Annotated in this window: 8 protein-coding genes and 2 tRNA genes; 7 read left to right on the top strand and 3 right to left on the bottom strand. The window is 67.8% G+C overall.

The features are described from left to right. The first annotated feature begins 139 nt into the window (after nucleotides 1-139). From gltB to AAHA49_RS04240, 4 genes are all read left to right on the top strand, one after another. Nucleotides 140-4,825: a glutamate synthase large subunit gene (gene gltB / locus AAHA49_RS04225; RefSeq protein ID WP_342037314.1), complete on the top strand. Its 4,686-nt coding sequence runs from the start codon at nucleotides 140-142 to the stop codon at nucleotides 4,823-4,825. Next, nucleotides 4,818-6,260, top strand: a complete 1,443-nt coding sequence (locus AAHA49_RS04230) for a glutamate synthase subunit beta (protein ID WP_342037315.1) — start codon at nucleotides 4,818-4,820, stop codon at nucleotides 6,258-6,260. The genes gltB and AAHA49_RS04230 overlap by 8 nt, the downstream gene beginning before the upstream one ends. A 115-nt stretch (nucleotides 6,261-6,375) precedes the next feature. Then, nucleotides 6,376-7,914 carry a pyruvate kinase gene (gene pyk, locus AAHA49_RS04235; RefSeq protein WP_342037316.1) on the top strand — a complete coding sequence of 513 codons (1,539 nt, stop codon included), beginning with the start codon at nucleotides 6,376-6,378 and terminating at the stop codon, nucleotides 7,912-7,914. Between the two features lie 215 nt (nucleotides 7,915-8,129). Next, on the top strand, nucleotides 8,130-9,611 hold the full coding sequence (locus tag AAHA49_RS04240) for a dicarboxylate/amino acid:cation symporter (RefSeq protein WP_342037317.1): 1,482 nt from the start codon (nucleotides 8,130-8,132) through the stop codon (nucleotides 9,609-9,611). Between the two features lie 195 nt (nucleotides 9,612-9,806). Here AAHA49_RS04240 and AAHA49_RS04245 read toward each other — a convergent pair. Together AAHA49_RS04245 and AAHA49_RS04250 are read right to left on the bottom strand one after the other, a co-directional pair. Beyond that, a tRNA-Gly gene (locus AAHA49_RS04245) sits at nucleotides 9,807-9,877 on the bottom strand. A 207-nt stretch (nucleotides 9,878-10,084) separates the two neighbouring features. Further along, nucleotides 10,085-10,166: transfer RNA gene (locus AAHA49_RS04250), tRNA-Leu, on the bottom strand. A gap of 152 nt (nucleotides 10,167-10,318) precedes the next feature. Between AAHA49_RS04250 and AAHA49_RS04255 the strand changes: the two genes are divergently transcribed. Beyond that, entirely contained in the window at nucleotides 10,319-10,942 is a 624-nt protein-coding gene (locus AAHA49_RS04255) for an ANTAR domain-containing response regulator (protein WP_051995515.1), read from the top strand. 112 nt (nucleotides 10,943-11,054) lie between these two features. Here the strand turns inward: AAHA49_RS04255 and AAHA49_RS04260 are convergent, their stop codons facing one another. After that, nucleotides 11,055-11,510, bottom strand: a complete 456-nt coding sequence (locus AAHA49_RS04260; RefSeq protein WP_342037318.1) for a hotdog fold thioesterase — start codon at nucleotides 11,508-11,510, stop codon at nucleotides 11,055-11,057. A 41-nt stretch (nucleotides 11,511-11,551) separates the two neighbouring features. Here AAHA49_RS04260 and polA point away from each other — a divergent pair, with 41 nt between their 5' ends. Further along, nucleotides 11,552-14,221 carry a DNA polymerase I gene (gene polA, locus AAHA49_RS04265; RefSeq protein WP_342037319.1) on the top strand — a complete coding sequence of 890 codons (2,670 nt, stop codon included), beginning with the start codon at nucleotides 11,552-11,554 and terminating at the stop codon, nucleotides 14,219-14,221. Nucleotides 14,222-14,436: 215 nt separating this feature from the next. Further along, on the top strand, nucleotides 14,437-16,059 hold the full coding sequence (locus tag AAHA49_RS04270; RefSeq protein ID WP_342037320.1) for an FAD/NAD(P)-binding protein: 1,623 nt from the start codon (nucleotides 14,437-14,439) through the stop codon (nucleotides 16,057-16,059). The last annotated feature ends 117 nt before the right edge of the window (nucleotides 16,060-16,176 follow it).

Here is a 16,176-nt window from a genome sequence, read left to right on the forward strand (position 1 = left end):
ACGGGGTGTAGGTTGGTAATCCAAGCGTGAGAACCACGTCACACCTGTGCCCGCAGGACGACCTCCGACCGGGCGCGCCGAAGCCAGTTCGAGACAGCGTCGTCTGCTGGAAGTTGACTAGACCCCGTGAAGGCAGCCGATGTCCCGTGACACCTCATCGACCCCGAAGTTCCCGCAGCAGCGCACCGGACTCTACGATCCCGCGCTCGAACACGATGCGTGCGGCCTCGCACTCATCGTCCGCTACCGGGGAGAGTCCGACCATGAGGTCGTCGAGCAGGCGCTGAGCGCCCTGCGCAAGCTCGAGCACCGCGGCGGCATCGCCTCCGACGAGGGCACGGGCGACGGTGCGGGCATCACCCTGCAGGTCCCGCACGACTACTTCGCCGAGGTGCTCGCCGCCGAGGGCGTGGAACTGCCGGCGGCCGGCGAGTACGCCGTGGGCATCGGCTTCTTCTCCCAGGACTACCGCCGTGACCTCACCGGCGGAGCGCTGAGCGACCGCGACGTCGACTACCCGACCGCCGGCGAGGAGCCGCTGGCCGCCGAGGACGAGCTCATGTCCGCGATCGCCGCCGAGGAGGGCCTCGTAGTCCTCGCGATCCGCGAAGTGCCCCGGGACGAATCCGTGCTCGGCGAGATCGCGCGGGCGACCCAGCCGCACATGCGCCACGTCTTCTTCGGACTCGACCCCCGCTTCCCCGCCCGGGATGCCGACGACCTGCGCCGACGGGCCTACATCGTGCGCAAGCGCCTCGACCACGCGGGCATCTACTTCCCGTCGCTGTCGCCGGCGACGATCACGTACAAGGGCATGCTCGCGACCGGACAGCTCGCCGCGTACTACACCGAACTCCACGACGAGCGCCTGACCTCGCGCATCGCCCTCGTCCACTCGCGGTTCTCGACGAACACGTTCCCGTCGTGGCAGCTCGCCCAGCCCTTCGGCACGATCGCCCACAACGGGGAGATCAACACCGTGCGCGGCAACCGCAACTGGATGCAGGCCCGCGAATCCCACCTGCAGTCCGATCTCCTCGCCTCACCGGTGCCGGGCACCGATGACAGCATCGAGCGCCTGTGCCCGATCGTCCCGCCCGGGGCCTCGGACTCCGCGTCCTTCAACGCGGTCCTCGAACTCATGGTCGCCGCCGGCCGTCCGCTGCCGCAGGCGATGCTCATGATGATCCCCGAAGCGTGGGAGAACAACCCCGGCATGGGGGAGTCGCGGAAGGCCTTCTACGAATACCACTCGCTGCTCATGGAGCCGTGGGACGGTCCCGCCTGTGTGGGCTTCACCGACGGCCGCATCGCCGGTGCCGTCCTCGACCGCAACGGACTCCGTCCGGCCCGCTACGTCATGACCGGCGACACCGTGGTGCTTGCGAGCGAGATCGGCGTCGTCGACCTCCCCGAGGACGAGATCGTCGGCCGCGGCCGCCTCACCCCGGGCCGGATGTTCTTGGTCGACACCGAATCCGAGCGGATCATCTCGGATACGGAGATCAAGAACCAGCTCGCGACCCAGCACCCGTACGAGGAATGGGTCGCCGACTCCTCGAAGCGCCTCGAAGACCTGCCCACGCGCGTCCACGTCACCCACCCGCAGTCCTCGGTGCGCCGCCGGCAGCGGACCTTCGGCTACACCGAGGAGGAGCTGCGCCTGCTCATCTCCCCGATGGCCGAGACCGGGGTCGAACCCCTGGGGGCCATGGGCACCGACACCGCGATCGCCGGGCTGAGCACCCGCCCGCGGCTGCTCTTCGACTACTTCCACCAGAACTTCGCGCAGGTGACGAACCCGCCGCTCGACTCGATCCGCGAGCACATCGTCACGAGCATGTCCGCCGGCCTCGGTCGGGAGGGCAACCTGCTCGAGCACTCGCGACCCGATTCGGCGCACATCATGCTCTCGCGTCCGGTCATCGACAACGACGAGCTCGCCGCGATCGTCCACGTCCAGGGCACCCACCTCGGCGTCGACCATCCGCGTCCCACCGTCACCCTCTCCGGCCTCTTCTCCGTCAACGGCGGGCCCGATGCGATGGAGCGGCGCATCGATGAGCTCTGCGCCGAGGCGGATGCGGCCGTGGACTCCGGTGCCGTGTTCATCATCCTCTCCGACCGGGACTCGACGGCCGATCTCGCCCCGATCCCCTCGCTCCTGCTCACCTCCGCCCTCCACCACCACCTCGTGCGGCAGCGCACCCGGACCCGGGTGAGCATCGTCGTCGAAGCCGGCGACGTCCGCGAGGTCCACCACGTCGCCACGCTCGTGAGCTTCGGGGCCTCCGCCGTCAACCCGTACCTCGTCATGGAGTCCGCCGAGGCGCTGGTCCGCGCCGACCGGCTCACCGGGGTGAGCGAACCCGCGGCCGTGAGCAACATCCTCGGCGCCCTGAACAAGGGCCTGCTCAAGATCATGTCGAAGATGGGGATCTCGACCGTGCAGTCCTACCACGGTGCCCAGACCTTCGAGGCGATCGGACTGTCGGCGGACTTCATCGACCGCTACTTCACCTCGACCCCCCACCAGCTCGGGGGCAAGGGCATCGCCGAGGTCGCCGCCGAGGCGGGCGCCCGGCATGCGGACGCCTACCGCGACGACCATCCGCGGCCCTCGCACCGCCCGCTCAAGGTCGGCGGGGAGTACCAGTGGCGCCGGGAGGGGCCCGGACACCTGTTCAACCCGGAGACGATCTTCAAACTCCAGCATGCGACGGCGACGAAGCGCTTCGACATCTTCACCGAATACACGAAGGCCGTCGACGACCAGTCCCGGGAGCTCATGACCCTGCGCGGACTCCTCGACCTCGTCCCCGCCGAGCACGGACCGATCGACCTCTCCGAAGTCGAACCCGCCTCGGCGATCATGCGGCGCTTCTCCACGGGAGCGATGAGCTACGGCTCGATCTCGAAGGAGGCCCACGAGACCCTCGCGATCGCGATGAACCGGATCGGGGGCAAGTCGAACACCGGTGAGGGCGGGGAGGACACCGACCGGCTCCTCGACCCCGAACGCCGCTCGGCGATCAAACAGGTCGCCTCGGGCCGGTTCGGGGTGACCAGCCACTACCTCACCGAAGCCGACGACCTGCAGATCAAGATGGCGCAGGGCGCGAAGCCCGGCGAAGGCGGCCAGCTGCCCGGCGAGAAGGTCTACCCGTGGATCGCGAAGACCCGTCACGCGACCCCGGGCGTGGGCCTGATCTCCCCGCCTCCACACCACGACATCTACTCGATCGAGGACTTGGCGCAGCTCATCTACGACCTCGGCCGGGCCAACGCGCGTGCCCGCGTCCACGTCAAACTCGTCTCCGCAGTCGGGGTCGGCACGGTCGCGGCCGGTGTGGCCAAGGCCGGTGCCGACGTCGTCCTCATCTCCGGCCACGACGGAGGGACGGGCGCGAGCCCGCTCAACTCCCTCAAGCACGCCGGCACCCCGTGGGAGCTCGGGCTCGCCGAAGCGCAGCAGACCCTCATCCTCAACGGCCTGCGGGAGAAGGTGGCCGTCCAGGTCGACGGTCAGCTCAAGACCGGCCGCGACGTCATCATCGCCGCCCTCCTCGGGGCTGAGGAGTTCGGGTTCGCCACGACCGCCCTCGTCGTCTCCGGCTGCATCATGATGCGCGTGTGCCACAAGGACACGTGCCCGGTCGGCGTGGCCACGCAGAACCCGGTGCTGCGGCAGCGGTACCAGGGTCAGGCCGACCACGTCGTGAACTTCTTCGAGTTCATCGCCGAGGAGGTCCGCGGTTACCTCGCGCAGCTCGGCTTCCGGACCCTCGACGAGGCGATCGGCGCCGTCGAGCGCCTGCGCATCGATGAGGAACGGGCCGCGGCCTCGGGCCTCCACCTCGACCTCGATCAGATCCTCACCGTGCCCGGGGACCTCGCCGGGAACGTCTCGGTCTCCCGCCGGAGTGCCGGCCAGGTCTTCCGCACCTTCGCCTCCGAACTCGACCTCACCCTGCTCGAACAGGCGAAGGAGGCGATCGAGACGAAGGAACCGGTGGCGATCTCGCAGGTCGTGGTCAACACCGACCGCAGCGTGGGGACCCTGCTCGGCCACCACGTGACGAAGGCGTGGGCCGAGCGGGGCCTGCCCGAGGACACGATCCGCCTCGAACTCCACGGCACCGCCGGCCAGTCCCTGGGCGCCTACCTGCCGCAGGGCGTGAGCATCGAACTCAGCGGCGACGCCAACGACTACGTTGGCAAGGGCCTGTCCGGGGGCACCGTGGCCGTCCACCCGGATCCGGAGAACCGGACCCGCCCCGAGCACAACGTCATCGCCGGCAACGTCATCGGCTACGGGGCGACGGCGGGCAAGCTCTTCATCTCCGGCCAGGTGGGGGAGCGGTTCATGGTCCGCAACTCCGGCGCCGAGGCGGTCGTCGAGGGCATCGGCGACCACGGCCTGGAGTACATGACCGGGGGAGTCGCCGTCATCCTCGGCGGCACCGGACGCAACTTCGCCGCCGGCATGTCCGGGGGCACCGCGTACGTCCTCGACTTCAACCCCGCCCGCCTCAACCCCGACGAACGCGCCGCCGGCGTGTTCCGGTTCACCGGGGTCGGCGTCGACGACATGGAGGTGCTCGAGCGCCTCCTCGGCGAGCACTTCGAATGGACCGGCTCACCGCTGGCCGGGGAGCTGCTGGCCGGACTGCGCCGCGGCGAGGACGTGCTGTCCCGCTTCACGAAGATCATCCCCGTCGCCTACCAGGCGGTGCGCGACATCCAAACGGAGATGCTCGCCGAGGGCGAGCTGCCCGATTCCGAAGCCGCCTGGCACAAGATTCTGGAGGTCACCCATGGCTGATCCGCACGGATTCCTCACCGTCCCGCGCCGGGAGCTGCCCGAACGCCGCCCGGTGCCCATCCGCCTGCTCGACTACCGCGAGGTCTACGAGGCGGGTGATCCCGACCAGCTGCGTCGGCAGGCCTCGCGCTGCATGGACTGCGGTGTGCCCTTCTGCCACCAGGGGTGCCCGCTGGGCAACCTCATCCCGGAATTCAACGATGCGATGTACCGCGGGGAGCTGCCCCGGGCCGTCGACCTCCTCCATGCGACGAACAACTTCCCGGAATTCACGGGACGGGCCTGCCCGGCGCCGTGCGAGAACGCATGCGTGCTCAGCATCAACCAGCCCGCCGTGACGATCAAGCAGGTCGAGGTGAGCATCGTCGACCAGGGATTCGCCGCCGGCCTCATCCAACCGGAGATCCCCGAGCGGATCACGGGACACACCGTCGCCGTCATCGGCTCGGGTCCCGCGGGACTCGCCGCGGCCCAGCAGCTCACCCGGGCCGGACACACCGTCGTCGTCTACGAACGCGACGACCGCCTCGGCGGCCTGCTACGCTACGGGATCCCCGACTTCAAGCTCGAGAAGCACCACATCGACCGCAGGCTGAGCCAGATGCGGGCCGAGGGCACGCGCTTCGAGACCGGCGTCGAGATCGGCGTCGACCTCACCCTCGAGGAGCTGCGGGCCCGCTTCGACGCCGTCATCGTGTGCACGGGGGCGACCGTGCCCCGCGACATGCCGGTGGACGGTCGGGAGCTCGAGGGCGTCGAGTTCGCGATGGACTACCTCGTGCCCTCCAACCGGGCGCAGGCGGGCGACGCCCCGACGCCGATCGACGCCGCAGGAAAGCACGTCATCATCATCGGCGGCGGCGACACCGGGGCCGACTGCCTCGGCACGGCGCTGCGGCAGAAGGCCGCGTCGGTGACGACCCTGGCGATCGGGAAGAAGCCGCCTGCCTCCCGCAGCGAGAGCGACCCGTGGCCGACTGTCCCGCGGATCTTCGAGGTCCAGACCTCCCACGAGGAAGGTGGGGAGAGGAAGTACCTCGCCTCGACGACCGGGTTCGTCGGCGACGGCGAGGGCCGGGTCAACGGGATCGCGGTCTCCGAGACCCAGTTCGTCGACGGGCGGCGGATCCCGACTCCGGGCACCGAGCACCGGCTCGACGCCGACCTTGTCCTCCTCGCCCTCGGCTTCTCCGGCCCCGAGGCCGAGGGACTCGGGCTCGACGTCGCCGAGACCGGAGCCTTCGTCCGCGATGACTCGTACGCCGCCTCGGCGCCGGGAGTCTTCGTCGCCGGCGATGCCGGCCGCGGTCAGTCGCTCATCGTGTGGGCGATCGCCGAGGGACGCGCGGCGGCCGCCGAGGTCGACACGTTCCTCACGGGATCGACGCGCCTGCCGGCCCCGGTCGGCCCGCGCGATACGGGTTTCACCAGCTAGAATGATCTGTGTCACAGACTGAGAACGAGCACATCGGTGTGCGCGGCCTCCACAGGCGGTTCCGATCGCCTGAAGAGGGTCGAATGCCCACTGACGTGCAGGTAGGGTGGAGTGCATGAGGCGAGCAAAGATAGTCGCAACACTGGGTCCGAATCAGAATTCCTACGAAGACATCCGCACACTCGTCGATGAGGGCGTCGACGTGGCGAGGTTCAACCTCAGCCACGGTCGCCGCGAAGAGCACGAGGAGAAGTTCGCCTGGGTCCGACAGGCCGCTCTCGACACGGGACGCGCCGTCGCCGTGCTCCTCGACCTCCAGGGTCCGAAGATCCGGGTCGGCACGTTCGAGAACGGCAAGGAGATCCTCGAGGACGGGCAGACGTTCACGATCACCAGCCGGGACGTGCCCGGCACCGCGGAGATCGTGAGCACGACGCTGAAAACCCTGCCCTCGGACGTGTCCGTGGGCGATCCGCTGCTCGTCGATGACGGCCGCCTGCGGCTGCGGGCGACCGCGGTGACGGAGACCGACGTCGTCACCGAGGTCGAGATCGGCGGTCCGATCTCCAACCACAAGGGCATCAACCTGCCCGGCGTCCCGGTCTCCGTGCCGGCGCTGTCGGAGAAGGACATCGAGGACCTCAAGTGGGGCCTCGAACTCGGCTTCGACTGGGTGGCGCTGTCGTTCGTGCGCAGCCCCGACGACATCGACGACGTCCACGCCGTCATGGACGAGGTCGGGGTCCGGGCGCCGGTCATCGCGAAGCTCGAGAAGCCGCAGGCCGTCGAACAGCTCGTCGAGGTCATCGACGCGTTCGACGGGATCATGGTCGCTCGCGGCGACCTCGGCGTCGAGCTCCCGCTCGAGCAGGTGCCGATCGTGCAGAAGCGGGCCGTCGAGATCGCCCGCCAGCAGGCCAAGCCCGTCATCGTCGCCACGCAGATGCTCGAGACGATGATCGAGGCCTCCCGTCCCACCCGCGCCGAGGCGAGCGACTGCGCGAACGCGGTCCTCGACGGTGCCGATGCGCTCATGCTCTCGGGTGAGACCTCGGTGGGTGCGCACTGGATCGAGGCGATCCGGACGATGAGCCGGATCATCTCCTCGACCGAGGAGCACGGGCTCGACCGGATCCGTCCGCTCGGCACGGTGCCGCACACGAAGGGCGGGGCCGTCACGGCCGCGGCGGTGCAGATCGCTGAGCAGCTCGACATCGATCTGCTCTGCACGTTCTCGCAGACCGGTGACTCGGTGCGCCGGATGTCCAGGCTGCGTCCGAGGTGGCCGATCCTCGGCTTCACCCCCGATCCGCAGGTCCGCCACCAGCTCGCGCTGACGTGGGGTGTGCGCCCGTATCTGGTCAAGACCGTGCGGCACACCGACCAGATGGCCAGGCAGGTCGATGCGGTGCTGCTCGCCGACGGCACTGCGCGTGAGGGCGATCAGTCGATCCTCGTCGCTGGTTCGCCTCCCGGGATCCCGGGGTCGACGAACGCTCTGCGCATCCACACCATGGGGGATGCCGCAAAGGGTGTGGCCGCGGCGTACGTGGATTCGACGGACAACGACGAGGACCCGCTGGCCGGGTACGGGGTCGTCGCGGAAGCGCCGATCACCCGGGACATCCCGATCGTGCGGACCCCCGAGGTCTGAGCGCGCGGCGGGCTGAGCCTGCAGCGGGGGCCCGGCTGGAGACGATCTCCGGCCGGGCCTTCGCGCGTCCTGGCGCACCCAGGGCCGCCTCGGCGGGGATGCGATCCATGTCACGTCAGTTTGCGGAATTCGACGGATTGCTCAACAGTTGTGCAGGGAGTTGAGTCTTCGCCGGCACCCCGACGGGTTCCGGCGCCACCGTCGAAAGGAAGCACATGAGACTGCCGGCTTGGTCGAAGTCGTTCGGAGTGCAGGTGACGATCGCGCTCGTCGCCGGTGTCGTCCTCGGACTGCTCGCCCGGTCCTGGGGACCGGTGAGCGAGGCGCAGGACAACTGGCTGGGGCAGACGCTCGAGACCATCGGGTCCTCGTACGTCACCCTGCTCAAGGCGGCCGTGGTGCCGCTCATCATCACCGCGATCATCGCGAGCATCGGCAACCTGCGCAAGGTGACCAATGCTGCGCGGCTGGCCGTGTCGACGCTGCTGTGGTTCGCGCTCACCGCGTTCATCGCCGTCGTCATCGGGCTGATCATCGGCCTTGTCATGCAGCCGGGCGCCCATGCCGACGCCTCCGCGCTCCAGGGGCAGGCTCCGACGAGCGAAGGCAGCTGGCTCGGGTTCCTCACGGGTCTCATCCCGGTGAACTTCCTCGGCCTCGAGGTCTCCACGTCACCCGATGAGGCAGGCGCCCTGGTCTCCGAGGTCAACTTCAACGTCCTCCAGCTCATCATCGTCTCCGGTGCCATCGGCATCGCGGCGGTCAAGGTCGGCAAGGCCGCCGAGCCGTTCCTCCAGTTCTCCGAGTCGGCGCTGGCCGTCGTCCAGAAGGTCGTGTGGTGGATCGTGCGCATCGCCCCGATCGGCACGCTCGGCCTCATCGGCAACGCCGTGAACTCGTACGGCTGGTCGACGATGGGCTCGCTGCTGTGGTTCGTCGTCGCCGTCTACATCGGACTCGCGATCGTCTTCTTCGTCGTCTACCCGAGCCTCGCGAAGCTCAACGGGCTCTCCGTGCGCCAGTACTTCTCTGGCGTGTGGCCGGCGACGCAGATGGGCTTCGTCTCCCGGTCCTCGATCGGCACGATGCCGGTGACGCAGAAGGTCGCCACCGACAACTTCGGCGTCCCGCAGGGGTATGCGGCCTTCGCCGTGCCCTTCGGGTCGACGACGAAGATGGACGGCTGCGCGGCCATCTACCCGGCCATCGCCGCGGTCTTCGTCGCCCAGTTCTTCGGCATCGAGCTCGGACCCATCCAGTACCTGCTCATCATCTTCGTCTCCGTCATCGGCTCCGCCGCGACGGCCGGGACCACCGGGGCGACCGTCATGCTCACCCTCACGCTCTCGACCCTGGGCCTGCCGCTCGAGGGTGTGGGTCTGCTGCTCGCGATCGAGCCGATCGTCGACATGGGCCGCACTGCACTCAACGTCTCCGGTCAGGCGCTCATCCCCGCGATCGTCGCCAAGCGCCACGGCATCCTCGATGTCGCCCGCTACGGCGCGAAGCGCGTCAACGGGTATGTTCCCGTGAACGATGAGGATGCGGAGGGCACCGTCGCCGAGGTGGACGCCGCTTCCGCCGGGGCGAAAGTTGCTTCTGCCGAGGCGGACGGTGCGAACAGCACCGCGGCCAAGTCCGCTAGAGCTGAGGCCGCATCCGAGGCGTCTCCCGCTCGGGAGAGCATCCGCAGCTGAGACCCACAGCGGAGATGAAGCGGCCGCCGGCGATCACGCCGGCGGCCGCTTCACTGTGTCGAGAACGCCCCTTGCAGGCGACTGTTCTGCGCCCTCTCGCGGGTGGCAATCACGTCGAGACCGCCGTCTGGTGGGCGCACAAGCGCCCGTAGATGGGCATTGCCCGGCGGGGTACAGAGAGGCCAGTGGCCTGAGAGCGGGTGACGGGAGTCGAACCCGCCTCTAGACCTTGGGAAGGTCTCATTCTACCGATGAACTACACCCGCGTGGTGTACGTCACCGAATCTACACTACGACTCGGCGAATCACTCAATCGGCCCCCACCGTGTGTCGTCCCGCGCCGCACACGGTCGCCTGGCAGTGGTCTCCGCACGTTGCAGTACACCGCGATCCGGATCGCGGTGTACTGCATGCCGGATAACCAGGCTGAGACAGAAGAAGCGCAGCACCACGGGCGCTGCGCTTGAGATGAGTACCGGATGTGGGACTCGAACCCACACGTCTTTCGACAACGCATTTTGAGTGCGCCGCGTCTACCGATTCCGCCAATCCGGCTCGCCGTCGGACGATGCCGACGACACCGTTAACTCTACGACAGGCCTCGGCTCATGCCCAATCCCCGGCACCCAGGATGCCTTGGCCCCTGGTGGCTCTCCTCACAGGAGAATCCGGCGATGGGCCGGCCTGGCCTGGTCTAGACTGGTGCCGTGCTTTCCAACAGCGAACAACCCACCTCAGATGAATCCGTGCCCGTCCGCCGCGTCGTCGTGGCCGAAGACGAGGCCGTGATCCGACTCGACATCGTCGAGATGCTGCGCGAAGTCGGCTACGACGTCGTCGGCGAAGCCGCCGACGGCGAATCGGCCATCCGCCTGGCCGAAGAGCTGCGCCCCGACCTCGTCGTCATGGACATCAAGATGCCGATCCTCGACGGCATCGCCGCCGCCGAACGCATCGCCAAGGCCCGCATCGCCCCCGTCGTCCTCCTCACCGCGTTCTCGCAGAAGGAACTCGTCGAACGCGCCCGCGACGCCGGTGCGATGGCCTACGTCGTCAAGCCCTTCACCTCGGCCGACCTCATCCCCGCTCTCGAGATCGCGCTCTCGCGCCACGCGGAGATCAGCTCGCTCGAATCCGAGATCTCCGACCTCACCGAGCGCTTCGAGACCCGCAAGCTCGTCGAACGCGCCAAGAGCCTCCTGCAGACCTCGATGGGTCTGAGCGAGCCCGAGGCCTTCCGGTGGATCCAGAAGACCTCGATGGACCGCCGTCTGACCATGCGCGAAGTCGCCGAGACCGTGCTCAAGCAGATCGGCGCGAAGAAGGACTGAGCGCCCGCAGACAGAGAAGAGGCCCGCCCCGGAATCCGGGAGCGGGGCTCTTCTCTGCCCACCACCGCCTCGGCGGGGGACTCATTTCTGCCCGTTACCGCCTCGGCGGGGATCAGGCCTTCGACGCGAGGATCATGTTCGTGATCCGCACGATCGAGAGCAGCCTGCCCTCCTCATCGGTCATCCGCACCTCATGGGACATCAGGGTGCGGCCGCGGTGGAGCACCTCGGCGCGCCCGGTGACGAGCTCACCGCGCATCGCCCGCAGATGAGTCGCGTTGAGATCGACGCCGACGACATTCTTCCCGCCGCTGGTGAGGAACGAATGCATCGAGGCCAGCGACTCGGCGAGGACGACGTGGCCGCCGCCGTGGAAGAGGCCCATCGGCTGCGTGTTGCCCTCGACCGGAACGGTGGCGCTCATCCAGTCGTAGCCGATGCCGGTGAAGACGATGCCCATCCGGTTCGCGAGTCCCCCGCCGGCGCCGCCGGCGTTGATCTGCTCGAGCATGCCGAGAGCCTCGGCTTCGGTCGTCTCCTCGGTGAGGCTTGCGTGCGGAACCACCATCGATCTCCTTCATGTCCGTGATGAACGCTAGGCTATTGCATGTGAGTCACGCTAACGAATCCCTCCTGCTCATCGACGGTCACTCCCTTGCCTACCGGGCCTTCCACGCCCTGCCGGCGGAGAACTTCGCGACGAGCACCGGTCAGACGACGAACGCGATCTTCGGCTTCGTCTCGATGCTCATCAACGTCCTCCGCGACGAGTCGCCGAGCCACGTCGCCGTCGCCTTCGACCTGGGCCGGGAGACCTTCCGCCTCGAGGAGTACCCCGAGTACAAGGCGGGACGGGCGAAGACTCCGCCCGAGTTCCACCCGCAGATCGACCTCATCAAGGACGTCGTCACCGCGATGGGCATCCGGGTCGTGACGAAGGAGGGCTATGAGGCCGACGATGCGCTGGCGACGATGGCCCGCCTCGGACGCGAGGCCGGTGCGGACGTCGAGGTGATGACCGGGGACAAGGACTCGTTCCAGCTCGCCACCGACGCCGTGACGGTCCTCTACCCGAAGCGCGGCGTGAGCGACCTCGTGCGGATGACGCCGGCCGCGATCGAGGAGAAGTACGCGGTCACTCCCGCCAACTATCGCGGGCTCGCCGCCCTCGTGGGGGAGAAGGCCGACAACCTTCCCGGTGTGCCCGGAGTGGGGGACAAGACCGCCGCGAAGTGGCTCAACGCCCACGGCGACCTGCCCGGCGTCCTCGCCCATGCCGACGAGATCGGCGGGAAGGTCGGGGAGAAGCTGCGCGACCACCTCGGCGACGTCGAACGCAACTACCGGCTCAACCGGCTCATCGACGATGTCGACCTCGGCCTGAACTACTCCGACCTCCGGTGGGGGCAGGGCGATCCCGCGGAGCTGGCGAGCCTCTTCGACCAGCTCGAGTTCCAGGCCCTCGGCAAACGGTGGGCGGCCGCCTTCGGTGACGCCGGGACCGCGGAGGCGACCGCCTCGGCACCGGCCCGTGACATCGAGATCGTCACCGTCGACGTGCCCACCCTCATCGACTCCATCGCCGAGGCGGACGTCCTCGCCCTCGACTCCGACGGCACGTACGAACTCGGTCACGGCGACATCCGCTTCCTCGCCGTCTCCGCCCAGCCGGGCACCGCCTCGGTCGTCGACCTCCACGAGGCGAGCGAGGACGAACTCGCCGCCCTCGGTGAGGCTCTGCGCAGCTCCGCGCTCATCTTCCACTCCTCGAAGCTCCAGCTCAAAGCGCTGCGGTCGGTGGGGATCGATCTCACCGACGTCGCCGGGGACACCGCCCTGGCCGCCTACCTGCTCGTGCCCGATCAGCGCAGCTACGAACTGCGCGACATCGCCGTCGAGCGCGCCGGCATCGAACTCGAAGCCGGGGAAGCGAAGGACGGTCAGCTCGCGCTCGACCTCGACACCGAGGCGACCGCGCGCACCCATGGGGCGAACGCGGCCGCCCTCCTCGAAGTCCACGAGGTCCTCGCCACCGCCATCGACGAGGCGGACATGACCCAGGTCTACCGCGACATCGAACTGCCGCTCGTGCCCGTGCTCGCGGCGATGGAGATCGCCGGCATCGCGATCGACGAGGACGGGCTCGCCCAGCTCGTCGAGGACTTCACGAAGCAGGCAGAGGCGAGTGCCGAACTCGCGTACGAGGCGATCGGGCACGAGGTCAACCTCGGATCCCCGAAGCAGCTGCAGACGGTGCTCTTCGACGAACTCGACATGCCGAAGACGAAGCGGACGAAGACCGGGTACACCACCGACGCCGAGGCGCTGGCCGAGCTCTACGTCAAGACCGAGCATCCGTTCCTCCAGCATCTTCTCGCCCACCGGGATGCGACGAAGCTCAAGCAGACCGTCGTCGGCCTCGGCAAGACGGTGGCCGAGGACGGCCGCATCCACACGACGTACCAGCAGACGGTCGCGGCCACCGGGCGGCTGTCCTCACTCGACCCGAACCTGCAGAACATCCCCGTGCGCACCGAGTCGGGCCGGCGGATCCGGGAGATCTTCGTCGCCGACCCGCAGGTCGAAGGCGGACTGCTCCTCACCGCCGACTATTCGCAGATCGAGATGCGGATCATGGCGCACCTCTCCGGCGATGCCGCGCTCATCCAGGCGTTCAAGGACGGCGAGGACCTCCACTCGTACGTCGGGTCGAAGGTCTTCGGGGTCGGCATCGACGAGGTCGACGCGGGCATGCGCTCGAAGGTCAAGGCGATGTCGTACGGGCTCGTCTACGGCCTCTCCGCGTATGGGCTCTCCCGGCAGCTCGCGATCGGCGTCGACGAGGCCCGCGACCTCATGGACCAGTACTTCGAGCGCTTCGGCGCGGTCAAGGACTACCTCGACGACATCGTCGACCAGGCGAGGGAGAAGGGGTACACGGAGACGATCATGGGTCGTCGCCGGTATCTGCCGGCGCTGCACAGCGACCGGCGGCAGCTGCGGGAGATGGCCGAGCGGGCCGCGCTCAACGCCCCGATCCAGGGCTCGGCCGCCGACATCATGAAGATCGCGATGCTCAAGGTCGCCGACCGCCTTGAGGGCTTCCGCTCCCGGATGCTGCTGCAGGTCCACGACGAGATCATCGTCGACCTCCACCCCGAGGAGGCGGACGAGGTCAAGGCGATCGTCACCGAGGAGATGGGTTCGGCTTTCGAACTCGACGTTCCCCTCGACGTCAACGTCGGCACCGGCATCTCCTGGCACGCCGCCGCGCACTGAGGGCGGTTCGCGGTGCGCGCTCGAACAAGCCGGGGGCCGTTGATGAGATTGACGGGCAAAGTTGAGCTCCTGCGATCCCCCGGAGAAACTTCGAAGGCTGTGCGTGCGGCATTCCACTGCCGGTCCGACAGGAGTAGCATCCCTCGCAGGTATCCCCTCTGTGCGGCTCCGAATATCGGAGACCGCAAGGACCTCAAGCACCACAAGGACCGCTCGTGACCGCTCACTCCCACACCGCTTTCGATGTCGTCATCATCGGCGCCGGAATCGCCGGCTCGTCGACTCTGCTTGAGCTCCTCTCCGAGCACCAGGCTGCCCGCCCCCAGGCGTCTGTCCTGCGCGTAGCAGTCGTCGAGCGCAGTGGCGATCACTACGGGGGCGTTCCGTACGGCAGCACCCGCAGCGGCAGTTCGTCTCTCATCGTCACGCCTCTGCGCGACTTCCTGCCTGCGGACCTGCTATCAGAGTTCGTCACGTGGTTGTCCGAGCGCACGGACGACATCCTTGCAGGGCGACTCCGCATCTCACAGGCCTGGGTCGATGAGCACGCGTCGGAGATTCGACGAGGTGATTGGGAGAGCCTGTTCGTGCCCAGACGCCTGTTCGGGATCTTCTTCGACGCTCGAGTGCGCGCGGCGATCTCGGAGGCTTCGGACGTCGAGGTGGTGGAGATCCAGGGTGAAGCATGCGATCTGTATCGCCGCGAGGGAATGTCCTCGGTCACTGTCCGCACGTCGGACGAAGAATTCGTCATCACGTCTCGAGTTGTCGTCCTTGCTCTCGGCAGTCCACCGAAGCGCGCCCTTGCCCACGAATTCAGCGAAGGGGGCGTAGGTCTGCTGATCGAAGACACTCACGCGGGCGACCTGGACGAACTGCTCGACAGCTTCCGTTCGCACATGGTGTCCTTACCGCCGGAAGCCAGTCGCGATGTTCTCATCGTCGGAGCGAACGCTGATGCTCTGGAGCTGCTGCACGCCGTTCACCGGTGGAACTTCGCCTCACCGTGGGACCGCCGGGTCATTGTGCTTGCCCCACATGGCACGCCGAACACCTGGAGCGTTCGACCGGACCGCACGGGAGAATACCGCTCCCGCCGGCTCGCACGCTACCTTGCAACGACGACAGATGAGGCGCTGACATCGGCTGGCATCTACGCCGGAGTCGAAGCCGATGTGATTGAAGCGATCGGAGCGGGCTACTCCGAGCAGGACACCGTGCCCGAGCTCAAACGACTCGTCGATTCCGCGATCGATCGCCTGTCGCTGAGCGAACAACTGATTTTCGTCCACGTTCACGGCAACCTCATCAACAGGTTCTCCCGGCCCACGGGAGGGGACTACCAACGAGTGGCCGCCGATCTCCTTGCGCGTCATCGCATCGAAGTCGTCACCGGCAGGTTCGTCCATTCCTCTGCGACACAGAATGGTTGGATCGTCACTGTCACGGACGACGACAACGCGGAGACGTGGGAGCTGGAGAAGACTTTCGGACTCATCGTCAACTGCAGCGGCTTCGAAAGCCTCGCGAACACGAGTGACCCGTTGCTGCGCAGGCTGCAGCAGAGAGACATCGTCACGGTCGCATCGTCACATCACGGTTTCGTCGTCGACGAAGGATTTCGCGCTGCCCCGGGCTTGTTCGTCGCCGGCCCGCTTCTGGCAGGGAATCTCAACGACCGACTCCGTGTCTGGCATCTGGAGAGCTGCAGGCGCGTGCTGGACATGGCAACGGACGTGGCAGCGTCTGTCGTCGCCGAGCTGAGGAGAGGTTCCGCAGAGTCCGATGACGCGGTTCGCCGGGGAATACCCGCTGGTGTTGGGCATCCTGAGAATTAGGGAGAACCCCGGGCTGAACGGTCGTTGGTTTCGCGCGCTCGCTCAAGCCGGCCGCCACTTATCGAAGCGAGGAACGTTCAAAAAGTGCTGGCCGGCTTGAACGAGACGGGGCTTGCG

It is taken from the genome of Brevibacterium ammoniilyticum (assembly GCF_038429965.1).
Lineage (GTDB): Bacteria > Actinomycetota > Actinomycetes > Actinomycetales > Brevibacteriaceae > Brevibacterium > Brevibacterium ammoniilyticum.

Bases quoted from the DNA above. Each gene is read 5' to 3' on its own strand.
- gltB (WP_342037314.1), top strand. From the start codon at position 140: ATGTCCCGTGACACCTCATCGACCCCGAAGTTCCCGCAGCAGCGCACC.
- AAHA49_RS04230 (WP_342037315.1), top strand. From the start codon at position 4,818: ATGGCTGATCCGCACGGATTCCTCACCGTCCCGCGCCGGGAGCTGCCC.
- pyk (WP_342037316.1), top strand. From the start codon at position 6,376: ATGAGGCGAGCAAAGATAGTCGCAACACTGGGTCCGAATCAGAATTCC.
- AAHA49_RS04240 (WP_342037317.1), top strand. From the start codon at position 8,130: ATGAGACTGCCGGCTTGGTCGAAGTCGTTCGGAGTGCAGGTGACGATC.
- AAHA49_RS04260 (WP_342037318.1), bottom strand. From the start codon at position 11,510: ATGGTGGTTCCGCACGCAAGCCTCACCGAGGAGACGACCGAAGCCGAG.